We start from the raw sequence: 25,821 nt of genomic DNA on the forward strand, positions 1-25,821 counted from the left end.
GGGCGAGCAGGTGCCGGCCCGCGTGGTGACCGAGGAGACCACCTTCACCCAGGAGCAGGCCAAGGAAGCCCTGCCCACCCGCCAGTACTGAGCCGACCGGGCCGCCCCCGACGCGGGGCGGCCCGGTGGCCGTGGAAGGAAGGGGTGCCGCAGTGCCCCCGAATCGATCCTGCGTATGCCGGGACCGGTCAGCGGTAGCCGGCGGTGACCACGTTGGCCTGGACGGCGTTCTCGGTGGCGTCGGTGGGGTAGCCGGCGACCATGGCCCCTTCGTAGAAGGTGCCGGCGCTGAGGTTGGCGCCGCCGTCGGGCTTGCAGCAGTCGCCGCCGCTGCCCAGGATGATGGCTCCCTGCTTCTTCATCGGGCTGTAGCCGTTGGGGAGCTGGCCGTCGTACAGGGTGTACAGGCTGCCGGACTGGGCGTTGCTGCCCTTGATCGCGAACCGGGTCGTGCCGTTGTTCTTCAGCGTGGCGGTGACGAACTTGTGGGGGAAGGCCCGCTGGTTGGGGTTCCACGCCTGGCTGCCGCCGGGGAACAGGCCCCATTCCAGGTCGGCCTGGACCCAGGGGCCGGTCCCGGAGCAGCCGCCGAACCAGCACTGGGTGCTGAAGTTGATGGCGTCCATGGCGCCGGCGGCGTCGGCCTTCCTGGTGGTCTCGCTGTTGCCGTAGTCGAAGCAGCAGCCGCTGTTGACGTGGGTGCCACTGGTCACCATGTACATGCCCTCGGGTGCGCTGCCCGTGGGGACGCCGGTCAGGTGGCCGTCCCGCCAGTAGCTGTTGCCGGGGTTGATGTAGAGGGAGTAGGCCTTGTTGCCGCCGACGGTGAGCGACTCGGTGGTCGCGGTCGCGGGCCTGCTCTGGGGGGAGCCGGGGACCACGCTGGATCCCTGGTACCACAGGTCGTTGCCCCGGCCGGACTGGTCGTACAGGACCGTGATGACGCATGTGGTGCCGGTGCAGAACGAGTCCTGCGCCGCGGCGTTGGCGACGCCGCCCGCGGTCAGGACGCCGATGTTCCGGGTCGTGCTGTCGGAGGAGCGCCTGACCTGGTACAGGTTGCCACTGTAGGCGCCGTAGAGCGCACGGGTCGTGCTGTGCGCGGCCACGCACGGCGTGCCGCCCGAGGCGTAGATGTCGCACGGGCGCGCGCCGGGCGGGGGCGGCGTCGGGGTCACGGTCGGCGACGGGCTGGGCTGGGTTCCGGTGGACCATTTCTGGTTGGTGCCGCCGTGGCAGGTCCAGATGTGCACCTTGGTGCCGTTGGCGGTGCCGTAGCCGGACACGTCCAGGCACTTGCCGCTGCCGACCGCGGTGACGGTGCCGTCGGAGTTCAGGCGCCACTTCTGGTTGTTCTGGCCGTTGCAGTCCCAGATGATCACCGCGGTGCCGTCGGCGGTGCCCCCGCCGTAGGCGTCCAGGCATTTGCCGCCGTACACCCGCAGCTCGTCCGAGGCGGTCGTGGTCCACTGCTGGTTGGACTGTCCGTTGCAGTCCCAGATGTTGACCGCGGCGCCGTTTGCCTGCGAGGCGCCGCTGACGTCCAGGCACCGGCCCGACGCCGTGCCCACCAGTGGCGTGGTCGCCGCCGAGGCCGGTGCCCACCAGGTCAGGCCGGTGGCCAGGAGGGTCGTCAGCACCGTTACGACAGAGGCGATGACGGCCGTTCGAGAGCGCCGTCCACGGGTCGTACGGACCGATAAGGGAACGGGTGAATCCTGCATGTCGTGCTCCTTGGGAGTAGAGCCTGGCGGAGAAAGGCGCGCTGGGAAGACCGCGAGGCTCGTCGGGAAGCCGGTCGCCACTACGAATGCGAATCGATTCGACAGGGTTCTGAACCCACCGGGGAGGAGCGGGCGGTGGTGTACAGCGAAGCACATACGACGGTCGGACCGCTTGTCAAGACTCAGTCCTGCCCGGCTGCCTGCCGGATTCTCCTCCTGGTCGGCTCTCGTCGGCGATGCTCGCACGTGGCCGGGAGCCGGGCCAGAAGGAACGTCCGTTCGTCCCGCCCGCCTGCTCGCGATCCGCCCGAACGCCTCGAGGTCGAACCGGTTCGGATGCGGCTGCGGCCGGAGGCCGGGAAAAGGGGCGCTGCCGGATCTCGCCGCGGCGATCGTCGGGGTCGCCTTCGCGGCGGATCGTGCGGGGCTCGATCAGTACGATACATCTGAACGTTTCATACGGGAAGTTTTGGTGCAGGAAACCTCGTTCCGGACATCACCGCAGATAGCAGCGTTAAGCGGCTAACCGTGGCCAGAATCGCGGTGTGCATATTGTGAAATAAGTAGGCTTAAGGCCTTGACTGGGATAAGTGGTCGGAACGTAATTGGTAGTGAGGTCCCGGGGGCGATCCCTCCGGTGCCTCCGCGGCTGGATCACATGAACGGGATGTGGAGGCGCTTCGCGGCACTCCGCGTCGTGGCCGGCCGTGTCGTCGTCCACAGCCTCGCCTCACCGCGCCCTCCACGGTCTCCACCTCGGGAGGGCGTCACCCCCCTGAGGAAGGCGTGACCTGACCCGCATCCCCACCCCCCAAAGGAACCACCGTGCAACCACCTTCGCCCGCCGTGGCGCGCAGACCGGTCCTGACCGGCATCGTCGCCGCGGCGATGGCCGCGGCGTTCGCCATCGTCGCCCCGGCCACCTCCACCCTCGCCGCCACCCCCGCCCTGCACGCGTCGTCCGGCGCCGGCGGGGCGGGTGCGCAATCCCAGGCGCTCGCGCTGAACATCCCGGCGTCCGACTACCAGCAGGTGCCGCTCGCGACGGGCGGCGGCGAACTGGGTGAGGCGATGTCACTGGCCGTGCTGCCGAACCGGTCGGTCCTCCACACGTCCCGCGACGGCACGCTGCGCGTGACCGACGCCGGCGGCAACACGAAGGTGGCCGCCAGGCTCAACGTCTACGCCCACGACGAGGAGGGCCTCCAGGGGGTGGCGGTCGATCCGGGCTTCGCCACGAACCGGCACGTCTGGCTGTACTACTCGCCCCGGCTGAGCACGCCGACCGGCGACGCCCCGGCCACCGGCACCCAGGCGCAGTTCGACCAGTGGAAGGGCGAGTTCTACCTGTCGCGCTTCACCCTCAAGTCGGACGAGACGCTCGACACGGCCAGCGAGAAGGTGGTCCTGCGGGTCGCCAACGACCGCGGCCAGTGCTGCCACGCGGGCGGCGACATCGACTTCGACGCCCAGGGCAACCTGTACCTGACCACCGGCGACGACACCAACCCCTTCGAGTCGGCGGGCTACTCCCCGATCGACGAGCGGACCAACCGCAACCCGCAGTACGACGCGCAGCGCTCGGCCGGCAACACCAACGACCTGCGCGGCAAGCTCCTGCGGATCAAGCCGCAGGCGGACGGCACCTACACGATCCCCAGCGGCAACCTGTTCGCGCAGGGTACGGCGAGGACGCGGCCGGAGATCTACGCGATGGGCCTGCGCAACCCGTTCCGGATGAGCGTCGACAAGGCGACCGGCGTCGTCTACCTGGGCGACTACGGGCCGGACGCGGGGTCGACCAACTCCAGCCGGGGTCCGAGCGGGCAGGTGGAGTTCAACCGCATCACCAGCGCCGGCAACTACGGCTGGCCGTACTGCACGGGTTCCAACTCCACCAACGAGACCTACAACGAGTGGAACTTCGCCTCCAACAGCACCGGCCCGAAGTACAACTGCTCGGGCGGCCCGACCAACAACTCCTTCCGCAACACCGGCCTGACCACGCTGCCCCCCGCCAAGCCGGCCTGGATCAGGTACGCCGGTGACTCCGGCTCGCCGCCGGAGTTCGGCAGCGGCTCGGAGTCGCCGATGGGCGGCCCGGTCTACCGGTTCGACGCGAACTCGAGCTCCAGCGTCAAGTTCCCCCAGGTGCTCGACGGACGGTTCTTCGCCGGCGAGTACGGCCGCCGCTGGATCAAGGCCATCGAGGTGAAGAGCGACGGCGGCTACGGGGAGATCTCCGCGTTCCCCTGGTCGGGCACGCAGGTGATGGACATGGCCTTCGGCCCCGACGGGGCGCTGTACGTGCTGGACTACGGCACCGGAAGCAACAACCAGGCGCTGTACCGGATCGAGTACATCGGCCAGGCCGCCAACCGCAACCCGATCGCCAAGGCCTCGGCCGACAAGACCTCGGGACCGGCTCCGCTCACGGTGAACTTCTCCTCGGCGGGCAGCTCCGACCCCGAGGGCGGCGCGCTGTCGTACTCGTGGAACTTCGGCGACGGCACCACCTCCACCGCCGCCAACCCGACCAAGACCTACACCACCAACGGCTCGTACACCGCCACGCTCACCGTCCGCGACCCGCAGGGGCTGCCCGGAGGCTCGAGCGTCGCCGTGTCCGTCGGCAACACCGCCCCGTCCGTCACGCTCACGAACCCCGGCAACGGCCAGCTGTTCTCCTTCGGGGACACCGTGCCGTTCCAGGTCACCGTGAGCGACCCGGAGGACGGCACGATCGACTGCTCCAAGGTGAAGGTGACCTACTCGCTGGGCCATGACAGCCACGCCCACGAGATCACCTCCAAGACCGGCTGCAGCGGCTCCATCGCGGTACCGGTCGACGGCGAGCACGACACCGCGGCGAACATCTACGGCGTCTTCGTGGCCTCCTACACCGACGCGGGCGGCCTGACCGCCACCAGCAGCCGGACGCTGCAGCCACGGCACCGGCAGGCCGAGCACTTCGGCGCCCAGCAGGGCGTGCAGACGGCCGACCACGCCAGCGCCGAGGGCGGCAAGACCGTGGGCTTCGTCGACGACGGCGACTGGGTCTCCTTCACGCCGTACAACCTGAGCAGCGCCAACAGGTTCACCGCGCGGGTGTCCTCGGCGGGCGTGGGCGGCCGGATCGAGGTCCGCGCGGGCTCGGCCACGGGCACGCTGCTGAGCACGGTCAACGTCGGGAGCACCGGCAGCTGGGAGACCTTCGCCAACGTCTCGGCGAGCCTGAGCGGCGCGCCGAGCGGCGCCACGACGCTGTACCTCGTCTTCCGCGGCGCGACCGGCCAGGGCTACCTGTTCGACCTGGACGCCTACACCTTCGACACCGGCACGTCACCGACGCCGAGCCCGACGCCGACGCCCTCGGGTGACACGAGCGCGTTGCGGGGAGTGGCGTCGAACCGGTGCCTGGACGTCTCCGGCGCCTCGCAGGCCAACGGCGCCACGGTGAACATCTGGGACTGCAACGGGGGCACCAACCAGCGGTGGACCTCCAACAGCTCGGGTGAGCTGCGGGTGTACGGCAACAAGTGCCTGGACGTGAGCGGGGCCGGGACCGCCGACGGCACCGCGGTGCTCATCTGGGACTGCAACGGCCAGAACAACCAGAAGTGGCGCTTCAACTCCGACGGCACCATCACCGCGATCGGCAGCGGCAAGTGCCTGGACGTGTCCGGCAACGGCACCGCCAACGGCACCAAGGTCTACATCTGGACCTGCCTGGGTGCCAACAACCAGAAGTGGACCCGCGTCTAGGCGATCCGCCACACCACGCGACCCCGACCACACCACGAGCACGTCATCGATGTGGCGCCCGGCGCGGCCCGGCTCATCACCGGAAGGGCCGCACCGGGCGCCACGACGGAAGGACACCCATGCTTCGACATCTGACCCCCGCCGCGCTCGGGCGCACCGGGGGTGGCGGCCGGAGGACCTCCGTGCTGCGACGCCTGTCGGTGGCCGCGCTGGCGCTCAGCGCCGCCGCCGCCACGACCGTGATCTCCGCGCTTCCCGCCCAGGCCGCCGCCTTCGAGGTGCTGGTCTTCTCCAAGACGGCCGGGTTCCGGCACGACGCGATCCCCGCCGGGATCCAGACCATCCGCGACCTGGGGTCCGCCAACGACTTCGCCGTCACGGCCACCGAGGACGCCAGTGTCTTCAACACGTCCAACCTCGCCCGGTACAAGGCGGTGGTGTTCCTCAACACCACCGGTGACGTGCTGAACGACAGCCAGCAGAACGCCTTCCAGTCGTACGTGGACGGCGGCGGCGGTTACGTGGGCGTGCACTCGGCCGCCGACACCGAGTACAACTGGCCGTACTACGGGCAGCTGGTGGGCGCCTGGTTCAACAGCCACCCGGCGATCCAGCAGGCCACGGTGCGCAACGAGAACCGGGCGCACGCCGCGACCGCCCACCTGGGGCCGACCTGGACGCGGACCGACGAGTGGTACAGCTTCCGGAGCAACCCCCGTCCGAACGTGCGGGTCCTGCAGAACCTGGACGAGAGCACCTACAGCGGCGGCGGCATGGGCGACCACCCGATCACCTGGTGCCGCCCGATGGCGTCCGGCCGCTCGTTCTACACCGGCCTGGGGCACACCCAGGAGTCGTACGCGGACTCGAACTTCCGCACGCTCCTGCTGGGCGGGATCCGGTACGCGGCCAAGGCGACCAACGCCGACTGCCGCCCGGAGACCGGCTACACGACGTTGTACAACGGGTCGACGACGGGCTGGACGCAGGCCGGGCCGGGGTCGTTCACCAACAGCTCCGCCACGCTGAGCTCCCAGGGCGGCATGGGCATGCTCTGGTACAACGCCAAGGAGTTCGGCTCCTACTCGCTCAAGCTCGACTGGAGGGTGAACGGCGACTCCAACTCCGGGGTGATCGTCGGGTTCCCGGCCACCGGTGACCCGAACACGGCGCTCAACACCGGGCACGAGGTGCAGATCGACGCGACCGACAGCGCGGACAAGACGACGGGCGCGATCTACGGCTTCAAGGCGGCGGACATCGCCGCACGCGACGCGGCGCTGAACCCGCCGGGTCAGTGGAACACCTACGAGCTGCTGGTGGAAGGTGAGCGGCTGCAGGTGTTCCTGAACGGCGTGAAGATCAACGACTTCACCAACACCGACCCGGTCCGCTCGCTGCAGCAGGGCTACATCGGCATCCAGAACCACGGGTCCCCCGACGTGGCGTCGTTCCGCAACATCCGCATCAAGGAACTGGGCGGCGTGACCCCGACCCCGACCCCCACCCCGACGCCGACCCCGACCGCCAACACGAGCGCGTTGCGGGGCGTGGCGTCGGGCCGGTGCCTGGACGTCTCCGGCGCCTCGCAGGCCAACGGGGCCGCGGTGCAGATCTGGGACTGCAACGGCCGATCCAACCAGCAGTGGACCTCGACCGCGTCGGGTGAGCTGCGGGTGTACGGCAACAAGTGCCTGGACGTGAACGGGGGCGGGACCGCCAACGGCACCGCGGTGCTCATCTGGGACTGCAACGGCCAGAACAACCAGAAGTGGCGCCTGAACTCCGACAACACCATCACCGCGATCGGCAGCGGCAAGTGCCTGGACGTGTCCGGCAACGGCACCGCCAACGGCACCAAGGTGCACATCTGGACCTGCCTGGGCGCCAACAACCAGAAGTGGACCCGGGGATGACCACGACGTGACGCGACCCTGGAGCCGGTCCGCCCCTGGCGGCCGGCTCCAGGGGCGTCCTCGCCGGCCGGGAGCGGCCGGCGCGGCAGCGGTCCTCACGATCGTCGGCGGGTTCCGGCAGATCATCGCCAGGAAGGACGATGAGGACGATCACGGGCACGACGCGAAGGTGGTGGAATGACCGTGCATCCCGGGCGGGCCTGAGCTCGGGGAGGGGCGGTGGGTAGAATGGTGGAACTCCAAGGATCGCGCTCCCCGGAAAGACGTCGCAGTACGGGAGCGTGCCGCGCACGGTGACCGTGCCCGGTGCTGGAGGGGCGGCAGTTGTTCTCGCGTGCCCTTCTGGAGGTTGGATTCCATGAACGTAGGTCTTGGCCTGCCCATCGGCGATCCTTTGTCGCTGCTTTCCTGGGCCCGGCGTGCCGACGCCGGCCCCTTCACCACCCTTGGCCTGCTCGACCGTCTCGTCTACTCGAACCCCGAGCCCCTGATCACGCTGGCGGCCGTCGCGGGGGCCACCTCGAGGATCCGCGTGCAGACCGAGGTGCTGCTCGGTCCCCTTCGCGAGTCGGCGCTGCTCGCCAAGCAGGTCGCGACCCTGGACCGCATGTCCGGCGGCCGTTTCACCCTCGGGATCGGGATCGGGACCCGCCAGGACGACTACCTCGCCGCGGGAGTCGACGTCCGGGGTCGCGGGCACCGGCTCGACCGGCAGCTGGCGACGCTGCGGCGCGTCTGGTCCGGCGAGCCCTACAGCGAGGAGGTCGGCCCGATCGGCCCGGCCCCCGTCCTTGAGGGCGGCCCGGAGATCCTGATCGGTGCCTTCGCCCCCGCCGCGATGGAGCGCGTCGCCCGATGGGGGGACGGGTACCTGTGCGCCGTGCCCGCCGGCATGGCCGGCGGGCTCATGCGCGACGTCGAGAGGTCGTGGACCCAGGCGGGACGGCACGGGCGGCCTCGCATGGTCGCGCAGGTCAACGTCGCCCTCGGCCCCGAGGACACCGTCCGGGACGCCACGGAGGCGATCACCTCCTACTACGGCTTCCTGGGCGACACCACCCGGGTCGTCGAGAACATGCTCACCACGCCGGAGCGGATCCGCGACGTGATCGCCGCGTTCACGGACCTCGGCGCCGACGAGGTGATGCTCTACTGCTGGGCCCGTGACGCCGACCAGGTCGACCGCCTCGCCGGCCTGGTCGTCTGACGGTCACGGCGGACGGCCGGGGAGGGGCTTTCCCGGCCTTCTACCGGCGCCTCCGGCCGGGTGGATCGCCGGGTTCCGGGGTCTTTCCGGCCGGGAGTCTTTCCGGCCTGGGGTCTTTCCGGCCGGGCAGGGCCCGTGGCGCGCCGGCCCGGCGCGCCACGGGCCGCGGTTCACCTGGTGAGGGTGAGGGTGTCGACGTCGAACAGGAACCCGCCGCCGCCGGTGAAGGTGAGGAACAGCGGTCCCGAGGCCGATCCGGTCAGGGGGGTGGAGACGTTCTGGAAGGTCTCCCATCCTCCGGTGTTCGGCACGGCCACCGAGCCGAGGACGGTCCCGGTGGCCGACCCCGAGCGGATCTGGATGGTGCCGCCGGATCCGGCGGAGGAGACGCGGGCGCCGAAGGCGGTGGCGCCGGCCGTGCCGATCGAGGAGTAGCCGGCCCAGTCGCCGTTCTCGATGAACCCGGCCGTCCTGCCGCCGCTGGCCGGGCCGTGGTCGGCGATCTGCACGCCCGAGTTCGAGGTGTAGGACTCCGCCTCGGCCGTGGTCTGGATCGGGCCGGTGCCGCCCAGCTCCTTGATCCGGACGTTGCGGAAGGAGACGTCGTCGCCCGTGCCGTGGTTCTGGATGCCGATGTGCCCCTCGCGGATGCTGCGGGCCGGGTCGGTGTTGGTGAAGTCGTTGATCCTGACGCCGTTGAGGAAGACCTGGAGCCGCTCGCCCTGGACGAGGAGCTCGTAGGTGTTCCACGTGCCCGGCGGGTTCAGGGCCGCGTCGCGGGCCGCGATGTCGGCGGACTTGACCGCGTAGACGGACCCGGTGGTGCGGTCGGCGGCGTCGGTGGCGTCGATCTGGACCTCGTACCCCTTGGAGGTGTTCGTGGGGTCGGAGGCCGACATGCCCACGAAGACGCCCGAGTTGTCGTCCCCGGCGACCCGCCAGTCCAGCTTCAGCGAGTAGGAGAAGTACTTCTTCGCCGAGTACCACAGCACGCCCATGCCTCCGGTGGAGGTGAGGGTGGCGTCGGTGTTGGTGAAACCGCCCGGGCCGCTCTGCGTCCATCCGGTGGTCGAGCCGTTGTACAGGCTCGTGTAGCCGGTCTCCGGGCGGCAGTCGGCCCTGGCCATCCCGGCCGCGTACCGGATGCCGCCGAGCAGCAGCGAGCGGAAGCCCGTCTCGGTGTACGAGCTCGCCGTGTGCCCGAGCCCGGTGTAGAACGAGCGGCCGGACGCCATCGGGCGGCACCAGGTGATCGGGTGGTCGCCCATGTCGCCGCCGCTGTAGCTGCCCTCGTCGAGGTTCTGCAGCACTCGCGCGCTGTTGCGCGGGTTGGTGCGGTAGTTGTACCACTCGTCGCTTCTCGACCAGGCCGGACCCAGGTGGGCGGTGGCCGCGTGCGCGCGGTCCTCGGTCCTGACCGTCGCCTGCTGGATGGCCGGGTGCCCCTTGAACCAGGCGCCCGCCAGGTTGCCGTAGTACGGCCAGTCGTACTCGGTGTCGGCGGCGGCGTGGATGCCGACGTAGCCGCCGCCCCCGTTGACGTAGGACTCGAAGGCGGTCTGCTGGGTGCCGTTGAGCACGTCGCCGGTGGTGCTGAGGAACACCACCGCCTTGAAACGCGCCAGGTTGGACGCGGTGAAGGCTCCCGCGTCCTCGGTGGCGGTGACGGTGAAGTCGTTGGCCGAGCCCAGGTCGCGGATCGCCTGGAGGCCCGCGGGGATCGAGTCGTGCCGGAAGCCGGCCGTCTTGGAGAAGACCAGCACCTGGTAGGCGGGGTCGGCGGCCTGGGCCGCGGTGGGGACGAACATGGCCGCGCCGGCCATCGCGGCCACGGAGGCCGCCAGGCCGCTTCGGACGACCCTCCGCCCGGCCGTCCTTCCTGGGGATCGCCGTGCCTGAGCCGCCGGAGCCGCCGCGCTGTCGTCCGCGATCGAGGGTGTCGTGGAGAGCGGCCGACTCCAGAGCCGAGAACGTTGTGACATGGGGTTCCTTTCCTGACCTGGGGGATAAGTCAGGCAAGGCGCGCGCCGCCGCGCTGGTTGCCGTGGTGCTCGGTGCTTTATTTGTCTCCAACAGCAATTAACCGGTGCGTAACACGTGTATATCGTGCCGCGCACCCTGATGGAAGGTGGCGAACGGCCGCCCGGCGAAGGTGGCGCAGGTGGGCGCCGGATATTTCGTCTCGCCGCCTGGCCGGCCGGGCGGGTCGGTTGGTTCGGCAGGACCGGTTGGTTCGGCAGGACCGGTTGGTTCGGCAGGGCCGGGCGGTTCGGCCGGTCAGGCCCCGCCTCCCGGAGGCCGCTCGCGGTCCCCGCGCCACCGGCGGGTCAGGTGACGGGGACGATCCTCGCCTCGACGAGACGGCCCCCCTCGACGCGCAAGGTGCCCAGGGTGCCGTGGGGCTGGCGGCGGCGGTCGGTGGGCGATCCCGGGTTGAAGATGCGAAACCCGTCCTCGCCGTGGTCCAGCGGTATGTGGGAGTGCCCGAACACCACCAGGTCGGCCCCGGGGAACCGGCGCCGCATCCGGGCCAGCCGCCCCTGGGCCGCGCCGCTGTCGTGGATCATCGCCACGCGCAGCCCGCCGAGATCCAGCTCCAGCGTCTCGGGGGCCACCACGTCCGGCCCGTCGTTGTTGCCCTTGACCGCGCGCACCGGGGCGTAGGCGGCGAGCTCGTCCAGCACCCCGGCGACGCAGACGTCGCCCGCGTGCAGGATCAGGTCCGCGCCCCGCAGATGCTCGGCCACGGCCGGCGGGCACGACTTCCACCGCCGGGGCGCGTGGGTGTCGGACAGCACCACCACGTTCATCCCTCCATGCTCCCACCGGCCCCCCGGGAAGGTCCCCTTCCCGGGGGGCCGGCGGCTCGCGCCTCGGGCCGCGTGGCGTCCGGCGGGTTCCGCGGGTCCCGCGCCGGGCCGCGCGAGCCCGGCCCGGCCGGCTCCGCAGGGGGCGCCGTCCGGGAGCGCGCTGTCCGGGAGTGTGCCGTTCGGGAGCGCGGGTTCCTAGACGGCGCGGGCGACGGCGATCGTCGACCCGCTCCGCTGGCCCGCCTCGTAGAACATGTACTCCACGCCGCCGTCGGTGCCGAAGGAGGGCGCCGCGCTGCGCCCCCTGTCGGGGGCGCCGGTCAGGGGCCGGTGGAAGACGCCGAGGTGGATCTCCCGGTCGAAGGCGTTGCCCACCTCGGTGAGGAACATGTTCCCGCTGTTTCCGTGGTAGACGACGTACGCGGTGCCGTTGCGCTTGAGCAGGTGCGGCCCGGACAGGTCGCTCTGCCCGTCGGGACCCGGCGAGACCAGCGGGACCGGGTCGAACCGCCAGTCCCCGCCGTCGGACGACCAGCCCCAGAAGATCTTCCGGGAGCCGCCGGTGACGCCCATGAAGAGCATGACGTACCTGTTGCCCAGCCCCGGGACCGCGTGCTCGAAGACCCGGGCGTAGGAGGTCTCCGTCGACCCGGGGATCATCGCGGTGGTCAGCACCGTGCCGTGGTAGGTGAAGCGCACGCCGTCGGTCGACCAGGCCATCCGGGTGGTGGTGTTCTCGCCGTGGAAGTACATGTGGAACCGCCGCTCGGCGGCGTTCCAGATGACGTGCGGCGACGAGACGTGGCTCACCGAGTAGTGCGGTGACCAGGTGTTGGAGATGATCGGGTTGTTCGGATACTCGGTGAACGGGCCGCCGAGCGAGTCGCCGTAGGCCAGGCAGATGCCGCCGGGAGCGTCGTGCGGGGCGTAGTAGAGGTAGTAGCGCCCCAGCGGGCCGGCGATCTTGTCGTACATGCCCCGGATGCAGGGGAAGATCAGCTCGTTGGTCGGGTTGTAGCGCAGGCTCGCCTTGTCGAACGGCGTGCCGACGTACTGGTACGTGGGGAAGCCGGCGGGTCCCGGCGCGGCCGCCGTGCCGGCCGGCGCGGACGTCTCCGCGATCGCCGCCGTGGCCGTCCCGGGGAGGGCGAGCCCGAGACCGCCGGCCACACCGGCGCCGACCGCCGCGCGCAGGAGTCCGCGGCGGTCCAGGAGGGGTTCAGACATTGACCGTCCCTTCGCGACAACTTTCACCGTGAGTGATGGTGAGGACATCTCTCTGATCGCAAAGGTTCGGCCGGACACGCTCGCCCGTCAAGGTGCTAATACGAATTATCACCGGCGAAATTTCCATTTCATGATCTCGGCCTCCGGCTCTTGACAGGATCCGGTGGCTGATTGCAGGATGACGTCCCAACCTCGATAATGCGCATTATCACCAGATGGGACGCTACGGATCGTGACCTCCCCCGGCCGCCGACTCACCCAGCAGGACATCGCCCGCATCGCGGGGGTGAGCCAGACGACGGTGTCGCTCGTCCTCAACAACCGGACCGACGCCGAGGTCCGCATCGCCCCGGAGACGCGCGAGCGGGTGCTGAGGGTGATCAGGGAGACCGGATACGTCGCCGACCCGATCGCCCGGCGGCTCGCCGAGCGGCGCAACCGCATCCTGGGCGTCTTCACCTACGAGGCGGTCTTCCCGACCGCGAGCGCCGACTTCTACCACCCCTTCCTGCTCGGCATCGAGGAGTGCGCCGAGGAGATGGGCTGCGACCTGCTGCTGTTCACCAGCGCCAGGGCCGCGGGGGAGCGGCGCCGGATCTTCAACGAGGACAGCCGGGTGCGGCTGGCCGACGGCTGCGTGCTCCTCGGGCGCACCGTCGACCGTGACGACCTGGCCCGGCTGCTGGCGGAGGGCATCCCCTTCGTCTCCATCGGCCGCCGCGACGACGCGGGCGGCCCGGTTCCGTACGTGGGCGCCGACTACTCGCCCGCGGTGCGGGCCCTGGTCGACCGGGCGGCGGGGCTCGGCCACCGGAGGCTGGCCTACGTCGGCACCGGGGCGGGCGCCGAGTCGCCGGCCGACCGCATGCGCGGCTTCCGCGAGGCGGTGGCCGCCGTCGGGGCGGAGGGGTCACACGTGCCGGTGACCGGCAGGACTCCCGAGGAGATCCTGGGGGAGCTGTCGGCCACCGGGGTGACCGCGGCCTTCGTCGAGGAGCCCGCCGACGCTGTGGCGATCATGCACGCGGCGGGCGAGCGGGGTCTCACGGTCCCCGGCGACCTGTCGATCCTCGCGCTGGGCGCGCCGACCAGGCCCGTCCGCGTCGACGTCGACCTCACCGGCTTCCGCATCCCCCGGCAGGAGATGGGCCGCAGGGCCGTCGAGCTGCTGGCGGAGGTGCTGGAGGGCGGCGGGGGGACGCCGCAGGAGTTACTGGCCTGCGAGCTGGTCGAGGGATGCACGCTCGCGCCGGCCCGGAGCTGACCTGACAGTGAGACCGACAAGAGTGCCGGGAACGGCGAGAAGGCAGTGAGAACGACGATGATGGGAGAGACCCCCGACGTGGTGGAGATTTCGGCGGACGCGGTGGTCGTCGGCGGAGGGCTGGGCGGCGTCGCCGCCGCCCTGGCGCTGTTGCGGGCCGGGCGCACCGTGATCCTGACCGAGGAGTACGACTGGCTCGGCGGGCAGCTGACCAGCCAGGCCGTGCCGCCCGACGAGCACTCCTGGGTGGAGCGGTTCGGCGTCACGGCCTCCTACCGGGCGCTGCGCGACGGCATCCGCGGCTACTACCGCGACCACTACCCGCTGACCGCGCGGTCGCGGGCCTGGCGGGAGCTGAACCCGGGCGCCGGGCACGTGAGCCGCCTGTGTCACGAGCCGCGCGTCGCGGTCGCGGTGATCGAGGCCATGCTCGCGCCGTACCGGGGTTCGGGGCGGCTGCGCGTGCTGCAGCCGTACCGGCCGGTCGGCGCGGAGGTCGACGGCGACCGGGTGCGGGCCGTGCGCCTGGAGCACCGGGACGGGGGCGGGGAGGTCACGGCCGTCGCGCCGTACGTGCTGGACGCCACCGAGACGGGCGAGTTGCTGCCGCTGACCGGCACCGAGTACGTGACGGGGTTCGAGTCGCAGGGCGACACCGGCGAGCCGAGCGCGCCCGCCGAGGCCCAGCCGATGAACATGCAGGCCGTCTCGGTGTGCTTCGCGATCGACCACGTCGACGGCGACCACACCATCGACAGGCCCGCCGCCTACGAGTTCTGGAAGAGCTACCAGCCCGACTTCTGGGGCGACCGGCTGCTGTCCTGGCGCTGCCCGCACCCCAGGACGCTGGAGATCGTGGAACGTTCCTTCACCCCCAACCCGGACGACGACCCGCTGCTGGTGGAGGCCGACCAGCGGCTCAACCCCGGCGACGCGAACCTGTGGACGTTCCGCAGGATCGCCGCGCGGCGCAACTTCGCCGACGGCGCCTACGCCAGCGACATCACCCTGGTCAACTGGCCGATGATCGACTACCTGGAGGGTCCGGTCATCGACGTGCCGGACGCCGCCGCGCACGTGGCCGCCGCCCGGGAGCTGTCGCGCTCGGTGCTGTACTGGATGCAGACCGAGGCGCCGCGCGCCGACGGCGGGACCGGTTTTCCCGGCCTGCGCCTGCGCGGCGACGTCACCGGCGGCGGCGAGGGCGGCCTGGCCCAGGCCCCCTACATCCGCGAGTCGCGCCGCGTCCGCGCCCTGTACACCGTGGCCGAGCAGGACCTGTCGCTCGCGGTGCGCGGCGACAAGGGCGCGGTGAGCTACGCCGACTCCGTCGGGGTGGGGATGTACCGCATCGACCTGCACCCCTCCACCGGGGGCGACAACTACATCGACGTGGCGAGCTCGCCGTTCGAGATCCCCCTCGGCGCGCTCGTCCCGCAGCGGATGACCAACCTGCTGCCCGCGTCCAAGAACATCGGCACCACCCACATCACCAACGGGGCCTACCGGCTGCACCCGGTGGAGTGGAACGTCGGCGAGGCCGCGGGCGCCCTCGCCGCCTTCTGCCTGGACAACGCCACCACCCCGCACGCCGTACGCGAGGACGAGGGCCTGCTCGCCGACTTCCAGCGGCGGCTCACCCGCGACGGCGTCGAGCTGCGCTGGCCGCAGGTGACCGGTTACTGACCGGTCACCTGCAGCACGAGCGGCACCGGCCGGGCGACCGGTCACCCACCACGACCGCCGGGGGATTCCCAGCAAGGAGATCGGATCATGAAACCATTCGCAAAGCCCGCGGCCGTCGCGCTGGCGGCGCTGCTCACCCTGACGGCGTGCGGCGGGGGAGGCGCGGGAGGCGGGGCCACCCCCGCCGCGCAGGGCCCGCAGCCGCTGCGCATGACGATCTGGACCTCCAACGAGGCCCACCTGAAGCTGTTCGACGAGATCGCCGCCGAGTACCGGAAGACGCATCCCGACGTCGGCGAGATCAAGTTCGACCCCATCCCCTTCGAGAGCTACACCACCACCCTGACCACCCAGATCGCCGGAGGCAACGCCCCCGACCTGGCCTGGATCCTGGAGAGCTCCGCGCCCGACTTCGTCTCCTCCGGCGCGCTGGCGCCGCTCGACGACACGCTGCGCAAGGCCCAGGGGTACGGGTTCGACGACCTCACCCCCTCGGCGGTCAAGCTCTGGCAGGCAGAGGGCAAGCTGTACGCCTACCCGTTCTCCACCTCGCCGTTCGGCGTGTTCGTCAACACCGACCTGCTCAAGAAGGCGGGCCAGAAGACCCCCGCCGAGATGATCAAGGATGGCACCTGGACCTGGGAGAAGGTCACCGCCCAGAACGCCGCGGTCGCCTCCGAGACCGGCAAGGCGGGCATGGTCGTCCGCGACTTCGACTACAAGGGCTGGGACAACCTCGCCACGGTGTGGGGCGGCTGGGGCGCCCGGGCCTGGAGCGAGGACGGCAAGAGCTGCGGGTTCGACAGCCCCGAGATGGTCGAGGCGATGACGTTCCTGCACAAGTCGATCTTCACTGACAAGGCCTTCCCAGGCCCCGGCACCACGGCCGACTTCTTCGCGGGCGACTCGGCGATGACCATCACGCAGATCTCCCGCGCCTCGCTCCTGCAGGACGCGAAGTTCGGCTGGGACCTCGTCCCGCTGCCCGCCGGGCCCAAGGGCGAGTACTCGGTGATCGGCCAGGCGGGCCTGGGCGTCTTCAAGAAGTCCGCCAACGCCGCGGCGGCCACCGACTTCCTCGCCTTCTTCACCAACCCCGTCAACTCGGCCAAGCTCGCCGCCTACTTCCCGCCGCCCCGGGCCTCCCAGCTCACCGCGGACACCATGGCCAAGAGCAACCCGCTGCTCAAGCCCGACCAGCTGCAGAAGGTCGTGATCAGCGGCATCGAGAAGGGCGTCGTCAAGCCCAACCACACCGGCCAGGCGGAGCTGTCGCAGACCGTGCGGGCCGCGCTCGACCCGCTCTGGCAGCCCGGCGCCGACGTCAAGGCCGTGCTGGGCGGCGTGTGCGCCAAGATCCAGCCGATGCTGGGCGCGTGACGTGGCCGCGTCACACCCCGGATCCGCGGTGACCGGCCGGGCCGATGCCCGGCCGGCCCCCGGCAGGCCGGCCGCGGGGGGCGCCGGCCCGGTTCGCCGGGTTTCCGAAAACGGCGGGGGCCGGGCGTTCTGGACCCTGCGCCGCCGCGACAACCTGGTCGGATACCTGCTCGTCGCCCCGCAGCTCCTCGGCAGCCTGCTGTTCGTGCTCCTGCCGCTCGGTCTCGTCCTGTGGTACAGCCTCCACGAGTGGAACGTGCTGGCCGGGACCTTCGAGTTCGTCGGCGGGGAGAACTACGACAGGCTGCTCGCCGACCCCAACCTGCGCGAGGTGCTGGGGGGAACTGCCCTGTTCTCCGTCGGCCTGGTCGTGCTCAACCTCGGCCTCGCCCTCGTCCTGGCGATCCTGCTCAACCAGCGGCTGCGCGGGACCATCTTCTTCCGCACGGTGTTCTTCTCGCCCGTGGTGGTCTCACTGGTCGCCTGGACGATCGTGTGGCAGTTCCTCCTGCAGGACGACGGCGGCCTCAACGGCCTGCTCGCCACCGCCGGGGTCGACGGCCCCAACTGGCTGCGCGGCGAGGGCACGGCGATGCTCTCGGTGGTCGTCGTCCAGGTCCTCAAGAACGTCGGCCTCAACATGGTGCTGTTCCTGGCCGCCCTCCAGGGGGTGCCGGGCCAGCTCTACGAGGCCGCCGAGCTGGACGGCGCCGGGGCCTGGACCCGCTTCCTGCGGATCACCGTCCCCCTGATCAGCCCGACCATCCTGCTCACCTCGATCATCACCGTGGTGGGGTCGCTGCAGGTGTTCGCGCAGATCGCGGTGCTCACCCAGGGCGGCCCCGGCATGTCGACGACCGTCCTCGTCTACTACCTGTACCAGCAGGCTTTCCAGTTCCATCACTTCGGGTACGGCGCGACGCTGTCGGTCCTGCTGTTCGCGATCGTGGCGCTGCTCACCGTCGTGCAGTGGCGGATGCGCAGAAGGTGGGTCTTCCATGAAACGTGAGATACCGGTACGGCTGAAGACGCTCCTGTACGGCCTGCTGTGCGTGTTGTGCGTGCCGTTCGTCTTCCCGACCTGGTGGATGGTGACCTCGTCGCTCAAACCGGTCGGCGAGATCTTCGCCCTCCCGCCAAGACTGCTGCCCGCCGACTGGGACTTCTCGGCCTACGGGCAGGTCTTCGAGCTGCAGCCCTTCGCGGGCCAGTACTTCAACAGCCTCTACATCGCCCTGGTCGTCACGGCCGGCACGATGGCGGTGGCCGCCATGGCCGGGTACGCCTTCGCGCGCATCCGCTTCCCCGGCCAGAACGTGCTCTTCGTCGTCGTGCTGCTCGGGCTGCTCATCCCGAGCGAGGTCACGATCGTCCCGCTGTTCCAGATGTTCCACGGGCTTGGGCTGACCGACACCCACTGGCCGCTGATCCTGGTGCCGATCCTCGGCGCGCCCGGGGTGCTGGCCACCTTCATCATGAGGCAGTTCTTCGTCAGCCTGCCCGGCGAGCTGGAGGAGGCCGCCCGGGTGGACGGGCTCGGCCGGTTCGGCACGTTCTACAGGGTCGCGCTGCCGCTGGCCCGGCCCGCGCTCGGCGCTGTCGCGATCTTCACGTTCCTGCACAGCTGGAATCTCTACCTGGAACCCATCGTGTACCTCTCCACGCCGGAGAGGTTCACCCTCCCGCAGGCGCTGACCCAGTTCGTCGACGCCTACGGCGGGCCGATGTGGAACGTCCAGCTCGCCGCCGCCTCGATGACCGCCCTGCCGGTGCTGGTGGTGTTCGTGCTCGCGCAGCGGCAGTTCGTCGAGGGCCTGGCCCACACCGGCCTGAAGGGATGAGAACCTCCTCCGGCGGCGCGGCGGCGGTCACCCGCCGATCGCGTCGAGCTCCTTGAGGGCGTCGGCGGGCAGCTCGACACCGGCTGCCGCGACGTTCTCCCGGAGATGGGCCACCGACGACGTACCGGGGATGAGGAGGACGGTGGGCGAGCGGTGCAGCAGCCAGGCGAGGGCGACCTGGAAGGGAGTCGCGCCGAGCCGGGCGGCGACGCCGTCCAGGACACCGGACTGCAGGGGGCTGAACCCGCCGAGGGGGAAGAAGGGCGTGTAGGCGATTCCCTCGCGGGCGCAGTGGTCGACGAGCTCGTCGTCGGTGCGGTGGGCCAGGTTGTAGAAGTTCTGCACCGACACGACCGGGGCGATCGACCGCGCCTCGGCGAGCTGCTCCGGTGACACGCCGCTGACGCCGAGATGCCGGATGAGGCCCTGCTCCCGCAGCTCCGCGAGCACGGTGAACGGTTCGGCGATCGAACCGGGGACGGGGTCCGTCATCCCGCCGACCCGGAGGTTGACGACGTCGAGCGCGTCGAGCCCGAGACGTTCGAGGTTCTCGTGGACGGCGGTGGTCAGCTCCTCGCGCGACAGCGCCGGCGGCCAGGACTTGTCGGGGGCACGCCGGGCCCCGACCTTCGTCACGATGCGCAGGTCGTCCGGATAGGGGTGCAGAGCCTCACGGATGATCTCGTTGACGACGTACGGGCCGTAGTAGTCGCTGGTGTCGATGTGGGTGATCCCCAGCTCGACCGCCTCCCTCAGCACCGCGATCGCCTCCTCGCGGTCCCGCGGGGGTCCCCACACGCCGGGGCCCGCGAGCCGCATGGCCCCGTAGCCCATCCGGCTGAGGGTGAGGTCTTCGGCGAGCTTCAGGTCTCCGCCCGGTAGTGACGTCGGCATTGTCGGTCCTCTCGACGGTTTTCATGATCTTCGCGGTCTTCGCGCGCGGGATTCGGCCGCGCGCCGGAGCCCGGAGCCGATCGTCGCCCGCTCGCCACGGCCGTTCCTCGCCGCAGGTGGTCCCGCCGCACGGTCGTGGGCCGCCATCGGGTCGGCGGGCCGGGGCATCCGGTCACCTCGAAGTGTCCGCCGGCCGTGTATGGCCAGGAAGTGTCCTGGTCATCCTGGGACTGACAGGGCCAGGATGGCTGGACAGCCGTTTCGCCACCGTCGAAACATGGCCGGGAGGGGAGATCCCGGCGGGACCGGATCAGACCCGGGGGTCGACGTGGATCTTGGGGCCGGGGCCGGCTCCCGCGGGGCGGGAGCCGGAGAGGATCTCGCCCACCTCGTCGAGCCCGACGACGGCCGCCACCAGCGGCCGGGGGTCCACCGAGCCGGAGGCGTAGTGCTCGATCGCCCCCGCCAGGCCGGGCGAGGCGCTCAGGATGCCGACGGCCGTGACGTCCTTGAGCACCAGCACGCGGGTGTCGACGGCGCTGGCGGTCGGCGCCAGGCCGATGTAGACCACCCGCTTGCCCGGCTCCACCAGGTCGGCGGCGAGGGAGGGCAGGCCGGGGCCGTTGGAGGCGTCGATGACGGCGTCGTACGGGAGATCGGGAAGCCGGTCCGAGGTCCACGCCCCGTGCGCCCCGAGGGTGCGGGCGAACTCCAGCGACGGCTCCGACAGGCCCAGGATGTGGACCTCGGCCCCGTGCGCCAGGGCGAACCGGGCGGCGAGCAGGCCGATCGTCCCCGGCCCCATCACCAGCAGCCGGTCGCCGGGGGCGAGGTTCGCGGCCTCGACGGCCCGCAGCGCGTTGCCGCCCGGCTCGACCATCGCCCCGGCCACCGCGTCGACCGCGTCCGGCAGGACGTGCAGCGCCGTGACCGGCACGGGAAGCCGCTCGGCCAGGGCGCCCGGCCACCCGCCCCGGATGCCGATCTCGAAGCGGTCCTCGCACACGTGCTGCAGCCCGCCCAGGCAGCGGCGGCACCTGCCGCAGCCGAGCATGGTGTCGCCGGTGACGCGGGTGCCGATCCAGCCGCCGTCGACGCCCTCGCCGACGGCGGAGACCGTCCCGCACCACTCGTGGCCGAGCCGCATGGGATAGCGGGCGTTGTCCTCCTCGATGTAGGCCATCTCGCCGCTGAAGAACTCCATGTCGGTGCCGCACACCCCGGCCCGCTCCACGTCGACCACGACCTGCCCGGGACCGGGAACCGGTGGCTCGACGTCCAGCACGGCGAAGCGGCGGGGCCCGGTCACGACGAACGCTCTCACGGGTGGAACCTTCCAGGCGCCGCCGGGCGAGGCGGGAGGTACAAGAATCGGGTTCCGTAGACTACCGTTCGGCAAATGAGGCTGAGAACGTGACGGCGGACCGGCGTAGTTCGCAGTGGTACGCGGGAACCGACCGCAACGCCTACATCCACCGGGCCTGGATGCGGAGAGGGCTGCCCTCGCACGCCTTCGACGGCCGGCCGCACATCGCGATCGCCAACACCGCCTCCGATCTCACCCCGTGCAACTCCCATCTCGACGAGGTGGCCGAGAGCGTCAAGCGGGGCGTCTGGGAGGCCGGTGGCGTCCCGATGAACCTGCCGGTCGTCTCGCTGGGGGAGACGCTGGTCAGGCCCACCGCGATGCTGTGGCGCAACATGGCCGCGATGGCGACCGAGGAGATGCTGCGGGCCAACCCGATCGACGGCGTGGTGCTGCTGGGCGGCTGTGACAAGACCATCCCGTCCCTGCTGATGGCCGCGGCCTCGGTCGACCTGCCCGCCGTGGTGCTCCCCGGGGGGCCCATGCTCACCGGCACCTTCCGCGGCGTGCAGCTGGGCTGCGGCACGGACGTGTGGAGGCTCAGCGAGGAGGTTCGCGCGGGCACCCTGAGCGAGCAGGCGTTCCTGCGCTCGGAGTCGTCGATGATCCGCAGCAGGGGCCACTGCAACACCATGGGCACCGCCTCCACCATGGCCTGCGTCGCCGAGGCGCTCGGCACCACCCTTCCCGGCCTGGCGGGCACGCCCGCCCCCGACAGCCGCCTGCTGGAGGGCGCTCACGAGACCGGGCGGCTCGCCGTCGAGCTCGTCGAGCGGGACCTGCGCCCCAGCGCCCTGCTGACCAGGGGATCCTTCCTCAACGCCATCGTGGCGCTGGCCGCCGTCGGCGGATCCACCAACGCGGTGGTGCACCTGCTGGCCATCGCGGGCCGGCTCGGCGTCGAGCTCTCCCTCGACGACTTCGACCGCACCGGCGCGGGGGTGCCGCTCCTGGTCGACCTGCAACCGGCGGGCCGCCACCTGATGGAGGACCTCCACCGCGCGGGCGGGCTGCTGGCCGTGCTGCGCGAGGTGCGCGACCTGCTGGACCCGGACGCGCTGACGGTGACCGGCAGGCCCCTCGCCGACCACCTGGACGACGCGCGGATCTGGGACGAGACCGTCATCCGCCCGCGCGAGCAGCCGCTGCAGGAGGCCGCGGGCATCGCCGTCCTGTACGGCGACCTGGCGCCGTCCGGGGCCGTCATCAAGCCCGCCGCCGCCTCGCCCGAGCTGATGCGCCACCGGGGCCGGGCCCTGGTCTTCGACAGCGTCGAGGACATGCACGCGCGGATCGACGACCCCGGCCTCGACGTGGACGCCTCCTCGGTGCTCGTGCTGCGCGGGTGCGGCCCCAAGGGCTACCCGGGCATGCCGGAGGTGGCCAACATGCCCATGCCGGCCAAGCTCCTGGAACGCGGGGTGCGCGACATGGTGCGGATCTGCGATGGCCGGATGAGCGGCACGGCGTACGGCACGGTGGTCCTGCACGTGGCGCCCGAGGCCGCGGCGGGCGGCCCGCTCGGCCTGGTGCGGACCGGCGACCCGATCGTCCTGGACGTCAAGGCCAGGCGCCTGGACCTCGACATCCCGCCGGAGGACCTGGCCAGGCGTCACCCCTCGGAGGCGATGCGGGCGGCCTTCGCCGCGCCGTCACGGGGCTGGGAACGCCTCTACGTCGACCACGTGATGCAGGCCCACCGGGGTGCCGACCTCGACTTCCTCGTCGGCTCCAGCGGCGACGCGGTCGCCCGCGAGTCCCACTGAGGCCGCCGGCTCCGCCGGCCCCGCGTGGCGGGCCGGGCGAGCCCGGTGCGCCCGGTGCCCGGTGTCCGGCCCGGGCTCCGCGCCGTTCCAGAACCCGTCGACGCCGGCCAGCCGCCGGTAGCGGGAGTAGGCGATCTCGTACGGCTCCCGCTGCGCGCAGGGCGGGAACGGCCGGGGCCTGAACGAGCGGCGGACCACCTCGCGCAGCTCGGTGAGGGAGCCGAGGCGGCCGTCGGCCATCGCCTGGACCAGCAGGTTTCCCACGGCGGTCGCCTCCACCGGACCCGCGAGCACCGGCCGCCCGGCGAAGTCGGCGACGAGCCCGCAGAGCGTGGCGCTGGCGGCCCCGCCCCCCACGAGGTGCACGGCCTCCACCCGCCGGTCGCTGAGGGACTCGGCCTGCTCCAGGGCCCACCGGTAGGAGCACGCGAGGCTCTCCAGGACGCAGCGCACCGTCTGCGCGCGGCCCTCGGGCGGTGCCTGGCCGGTCGACCGGCAGTAGGCCGCGATCCTGGCCGGCATGTCACCCGGTTCGAGGAACCACGGGTGGCCGGGGTCGATCAGGGGGCCGAACGCGGGCGCCGCGGCGGCCTCGGCGACCAGATCCGCGTACGAGACGCGCACCCCCCATGCCCTGCGGCACTCCTGGAGCAGCATCAGGCCGTTGAGGGCGCGGGTGAAGCGCACGGTCCCCATGACGCCGCCCTCGTTGGTGAAGCCCGCCAGCCTGGCCGCCCGGCTGGTGACCGGCGCGTCGAGCTCCAACCCCGCCAGCGAGCGGGGGCCGCAGGAGATGTGGCCGACCGAGCCGGAGGAGACGGGAAGCGCCGCGGCCGCGGAGGCGGCGTCGTGGCCGGCCACCGCGACGACCACGGTCGCGCCGGGACCTCTCCCGTTCCGGCTGATCCGCCCGCCCTCGCCGCTCCCGCCGCGCAGCGGCCCGGCGACCGTGCCGGGCTCGGCGAGCCGGTGGGCGAACAGGTGGCCGGGCAGGCCCAGGCGGGTGACGATGCTGTCCGCCCACCGGCCGGTCCTGGCGTCCAGCAGCTGGCTGGTGCTCGCGACCGTCCGCTCGGCGAGCATCTCGCCGCTCAGCCAGAGCGTGAACAGGTCCGGCATCATCACCAGGTGGTCGGCCGCCTCCAGGAGCGGGGACCCGGCGTGCGCCAGCAGCTGGCAGGCCGTGGTGCCGGGTCCGGGGCGCACACCGGTCAGCTCGTAGTGGTCCTGCCAGGAGACGAGACCCGCCAGGCCGGAGGTGTAGGGGTCGAGGTGGTGGCGGGGGTTGGCCAGCAGCCGCCCGGCGCGGTCGAGGAGCGCGAAGTCACCGCCCCATGCGGTCACGCCCACGCTGGTGAGGCGGCCGCGGGAGGCGGCCAGCGCGATGCCCCCGCGCGCCTGGGTGAGAAGTCCCAGCACGTCCCAGTACAGGCCGTCGAGAACGCGGACGGGCCGGTTGGCGAAGCGGTGCACCTCCCGCACCGAGAGCCGTTCACCATCGAATTCGCCGGTCAATACCCGGCCGCTCTCAGGTCCGAGATCCACGGCCACGTAGACGGGCACGGCCCAAGGGTAACCGGAAAGACTTTCCCGATATGAGGGATATATCAGAAATGGTAGGTGAAACTGCCGGTGGATTCGCCTTTCTCTCCGGGTTCGCCCACGCCCGCCTTTCCTGCGGCCCTTTCGCGACGGCCTCTCTCCCGGTTCACCCGCGTGGGACGTACATGATGAGAGCGACCCCCGCCAGGCACACGCCCGCGCCGATCAGGTCCCACCGGTCGGGACGGAAGCCGTCGGCCAGCATCCCCCACAGCAGGGATCCGGCGATGAACACCCCGCCGTAGGCGGCCAGGACCCGGCCGAAGTTCGCGTCGGGCTGGAACGCGGCGACGAACCCGTAGGCCCCCAGCGCGACGACCCCCGCGGCGATCCACAGCAGCCCCCGCTGCTCACGGACCCCCTGCCAGACCAGCCAGGCGCCGCCGATCTCGGCGACGGCCGCCAGCGCGAACAACAGCAGTGAACGGGCGATCGTCATGTTCGGAAAATAGCGTCCCCCCGCGGCCCCGGCGCGCCCCGGCCGCGGGGGGACGTGCCGGGCCGCGTGACGGCACCGGTCCCGCGTGTCACGGTCCCGGGGCGGGTGGCGGCACCGCCCCCGCGGTGCCGCCGCCCACCCCCCGGCCTGGCCTGCTCCCGTGCGGCCAGGTGACCTGCGCTACAGCTCGCAGTTCTCCTCGGTCTCTCCGTTGCAGGTGTCGACGTCGGGCCCGCCGTCGGTGGTGTCGTTGCCACCGTTGCCGGTCAGGACGTCGTTGCCGGTGCCGCCGACGAGGATGTCGCGGCCGGACCCGCCGGAGAGGCGGTCGACGCCGGCCGAGCCGAAGATCTCGGTGAACAGGGAGGTGTTGTTGCGCACGGTGTCGTCGCCGGACCTGACGTTGACCATGATGGTCGAGACCCCGGAGCAGGAGACCGTGCTGGGCCCCTGCTGGGTGCATCCGGCGCCCGCGGTCACCGAGTGCAGGCTGGAGGTCACGTTGATCTTGCCGTTGAACAGGTTGATGTCGATGCTGTCGTTCCCGGTCGTGCCCACGACGGACATGTTCCCGAACGACCCCACCGTCACGGTGGCCCCGGCCGCGTGGGCGGGGGACGCGAGGACGGCGGTGGTCGCCAGCCCGGCCAGCGTCAGTGCCAGGGCGGTGATGTTGCGACGCTTACGCGACATGATGGTGATGCCTCTCTGATCTGTGAACTGCTGACGCCCTTTATGTAAGCGGCCATTCGGGCGGCCGTCTGCGTCGTAGTGCTCACATGGCCCGGCGGGGGAAATCCGCCGGGCGGATGATTTCCGCCGCCCGGTCGGCGGCCGGTTCTCCGGCCCGTCGAATGGCGGCGAGGAATTCCTCGTTCCGTCCTGTCCCGGACCATTCGGATCACGGGTTCGGCTCCGGGCGCGGGAAACCTCG

Annotated in this window: 18 protein-coding genes; 9 read left to right on the forward strand and 9 right to left on the reverse strand. The window is 71.4% G+C overall.

The window, feature by feature from the left end; translation table 11 throughout:
- Positions 1-188: 188 nt before the first annotated feature.
- A complete protein-coding gene (locus AB0G15_RS13540; protein WP_362838540.1) occupies positions 189-1,640 on the reverse strand; it encodes an arabinofuranosidase catalytic domain-containing protein in 1,452 nt (483 codons plus the stop codon).
- Between the two features lie 909 nt (positions 1,641-2,549).
- Between AB0G15_RS13540 and AB0G15_RS13545 the strand changes: the two genes are divergently transcribed.
- The 3 genes from AB0G15_RS13545 (at position 2,550) to AB0G15_RS13555 (ending at position 8,612) form a co-directional block, all read left to right on the forward strand.
- Positions 2,550-5,489 (forward strand): lectin, encoded by a 2,940-nt coding sequence (locus AB0G15_RS13545; protein ID WP_362838543.1) that lies wholly within the window; start codon positions 2,550-2,552, stop codon positions 5,487-5,489.
- Between the two features lie 119 nt (positions 5,490-5,608).
- Positions 5,609-7,405, forward strand: coding sequence for a lectin (locus AB0G15_RS13550; protein WP_362838545.1), 1,797 nt, complete (start codon positions 5,609-5,611; stop codon positions 7,403-7,405).
- A 358-nt stretch (positions 7,406-7,763) separates the two neighbouring features.
- A complete protein-coding gene (locus AB0G15_RS13555) occupies positions 7,764-8,612 on the forward strand; it encodes an LLM class flavin-dependent oxidoreductase (protein ID WP_362838548.1) in 849 nt (282 codons plus the stop codon).
- 170 nt (positions 8,613-8,782) lie between these two features.
- Here the strand turns inward: AB0G15_RS13555 and AB0G15_RS13560 are convergent, their stop codons facing one another.
- The 3 genes from AB0G15_RS13560 to AB0G15_RS13570 all read right to left on the reverse strand — a co-directional run bounded on the left by AB0G15_RS13560 (position 8,783) and on the right by AB0G15_RS13570 (position 12,649).
- Complete coding sequence (locus AB0G15_RS13560) at positions 8,783-10,435, reverse strand: ThuA domain-containing protein (protein WP_362838953.1); 1,653 nt, start codon at positions 10,433-10,435, stop codon at positions 8,783-8,785.
- A gap of 504 nt (positions 10,436-10,939) precedes the next feature.
- On the reverse strand, positions 10,940-11,422 hold the full coding sequence (locus AB0G15_RS13565; protein WP_362838551.1) for a metallophosphoesterase family protein: 483 nt from the start codon (positions 11,420-11,422) through the stop codon (positions 10,940-10,942).
- Positions 11,423-11,617: 195 nt separating this feature from the next.
- A complete protein-coding gene (locus tag AB0G15_RS13570; RefSeq protein ID WP_362838554.1) occupies positions 11,618-12,649 on the reverse strand; it encodes a hypothetical protein in 1,032 nt (343 codons plus the stop codon).
- 232 nt (positions 12,650-12,881) lie between these two features.
- Between AB0G15_RS13570 and AB0G15_RS13575 the strand changes: the two genes are divergently transcribed.
- The 5 genes from AB0G15_RS13575 (at position 12,882) to AB0G15_RS13595 (ending at position 18,820) form a co-directional block, all read left to right on the forward strand.
- Complete coding sequence (locus AB0G15_RS13575) at positions 12,882-13,913, forward strand: LacI family DNA-binding transcriptional regulator (protein WP_362838557.1); 1,032 nt, start codon at positions 12,882-12,884, stop codon at positions 13,911-13,913.
- Between the two features lie 45 nt (positions 13,914-13,958).
- Entirely contained in the window at positions 13,959-15,599 is a 1,641-nt protein-coding gene (locus AB0G15_RS13580; RefSeq protein WP_362838560.1) for an FAD-dependent oxidoreductase, read from the forward strand.
- A gap of 87 nt (positions 15,600-15,686) precedes the next feature.
- Entirely contained in the window at positions 15,687-16,979 is a 1,293-nt protein-coding gene (locus tag AB0G15_RS13585; protein WP_362838563.1) for a sugar ABC transporter substrate-binding protein, read from the forward strand.
- A gap of 1 nt (position 16,980) precedes the next feature.
- Positions 16,981-17,988, forward strand: a complete 1,008-nt coding sequence (locus AB0G15_RS13590) for a sugar ABC transporter permease (protein ID WP_362838566.1) — start codon at positions 16,981-16,983, stop codon at positions 17,986-17,988.
- The gene (locus AB0G15_RS13595) at positions 17,978-18,820 is read left to right on the forward strand and encodes a carbohydrate ABC transporter permease (protein ID WP_362838569.1); all 843 of its coding nucleotides are present in this window, start codon (positions 17,978-17,980) and stop codon (positions 18,818-18,820) included. The genes AB0G15_RS13590 and AB0G15_RS13595 overlap by 11 nt, the downstream gene beginning before the upstream one ends.
- A gap of 27 nt (positions 18,821-18,847) precedes the next feature.
- Here AB0G15_RS13595 and AB0G15_RS13600 read toward each other — a convergent pair whose 3' ends face one another.
- Complete coding sequence (locus AB0G15_RS13600) at positions 18,848-19,714, reverse strand: oxidoreductase (protein WP_362838572.1); 867 nt, start codon at positions 19,712-19,714, stop codon at positions 18,848-18,850.
- A gap of 310 nt (positions 19,715-20,024) precedes the next feature.
- The gene (locus AB0G15_RS13605) at positions 20,025-21,038 is read right to left on the reverse strand and encodes an alcohol dehydrogenase catalytic domain-containing protein (protein WP_362838576.1); all 1,014 of its coding nucleotides are present in this window, start codon (positions 21,036-21,038) and stop codon (positions 20,025-20,027) included.
- An 89-nt stretch (positions 21,039-21,127) separates the two neighbouring features.
- Between AB0G15_RS13605 and AB0G15_RS13610 the strand changes: the two genes are divergently transcribed.
- Positions 21,128-22,846 (forward strand): IlvD/Edd family dehydratase, encoded by a 1,719-nt coding sequence (locus AB0G15_RS13610; protein WP_362838579.1) that lies wholly within the window; start codon positions 21,128-21,130, stop codon positions 22,844-22,846.
- On the opposite strand, the gene AB0G15_RS13615 is transcribed toward AB0G15_RS13610, so the two are convergent.
- From AB0G15_RS13615 to AB0G15_RS13625, 3 genes are all read right to left on the reverse strand, one after another.
- Entirely contained in the window at positions 22,733-24,409 is a 1,677-nt protein-coding gene (locus AB0G15_RS13615) for an FGGY-family carbohydrate kinase (protein ID WP_362838582.1), read from the reverse strand. The genes AB0G15_RS13610 and AB0G15_RS13615 overlap by 114 nt on opposite strands.
- A 145-nt stretch (positions 24,410-24,554) precedes the next feature.
- Positions 24,555-24,887 carry a YnfA family protein gene (locus tag AB0G15_RS13620; protein WP_362694554.1) on the reverse strand — a complete coding sequence of 111 codons (333 nt, stop codon included), beginning with the start codon at positions 24,885-24,887 and terminating at the stop codon, positions 24,555-24,557.
- A 180-nt stretch (positions 24,888-25,067) separates the two neighbouring features.
- Positions 25,068-25,580 carry a hypothetical protein gene (locus AB0G15_RS13625; protein ID WP_362838585.1) on the reverse strand — a complete coding sequence of 171 codons (513 nt, stop codon included), beginning with the start codon at positions 25,578-25,580 and terminating at the stop codon, positions 25,068-25,070.
- Between the last annotated feature and the right edge of the window lie 241 nt (positions 25,581-25,821).

The sequence above is a fragment of the Streptosporangium sp. NPDC023825 genome (assembly GCF_040639575.1).
GTDB lineage: Bacteria > Actinomycetota > Actinomycetes > Streptosporangiales > Streptosporangiaceae > Streptosporangium.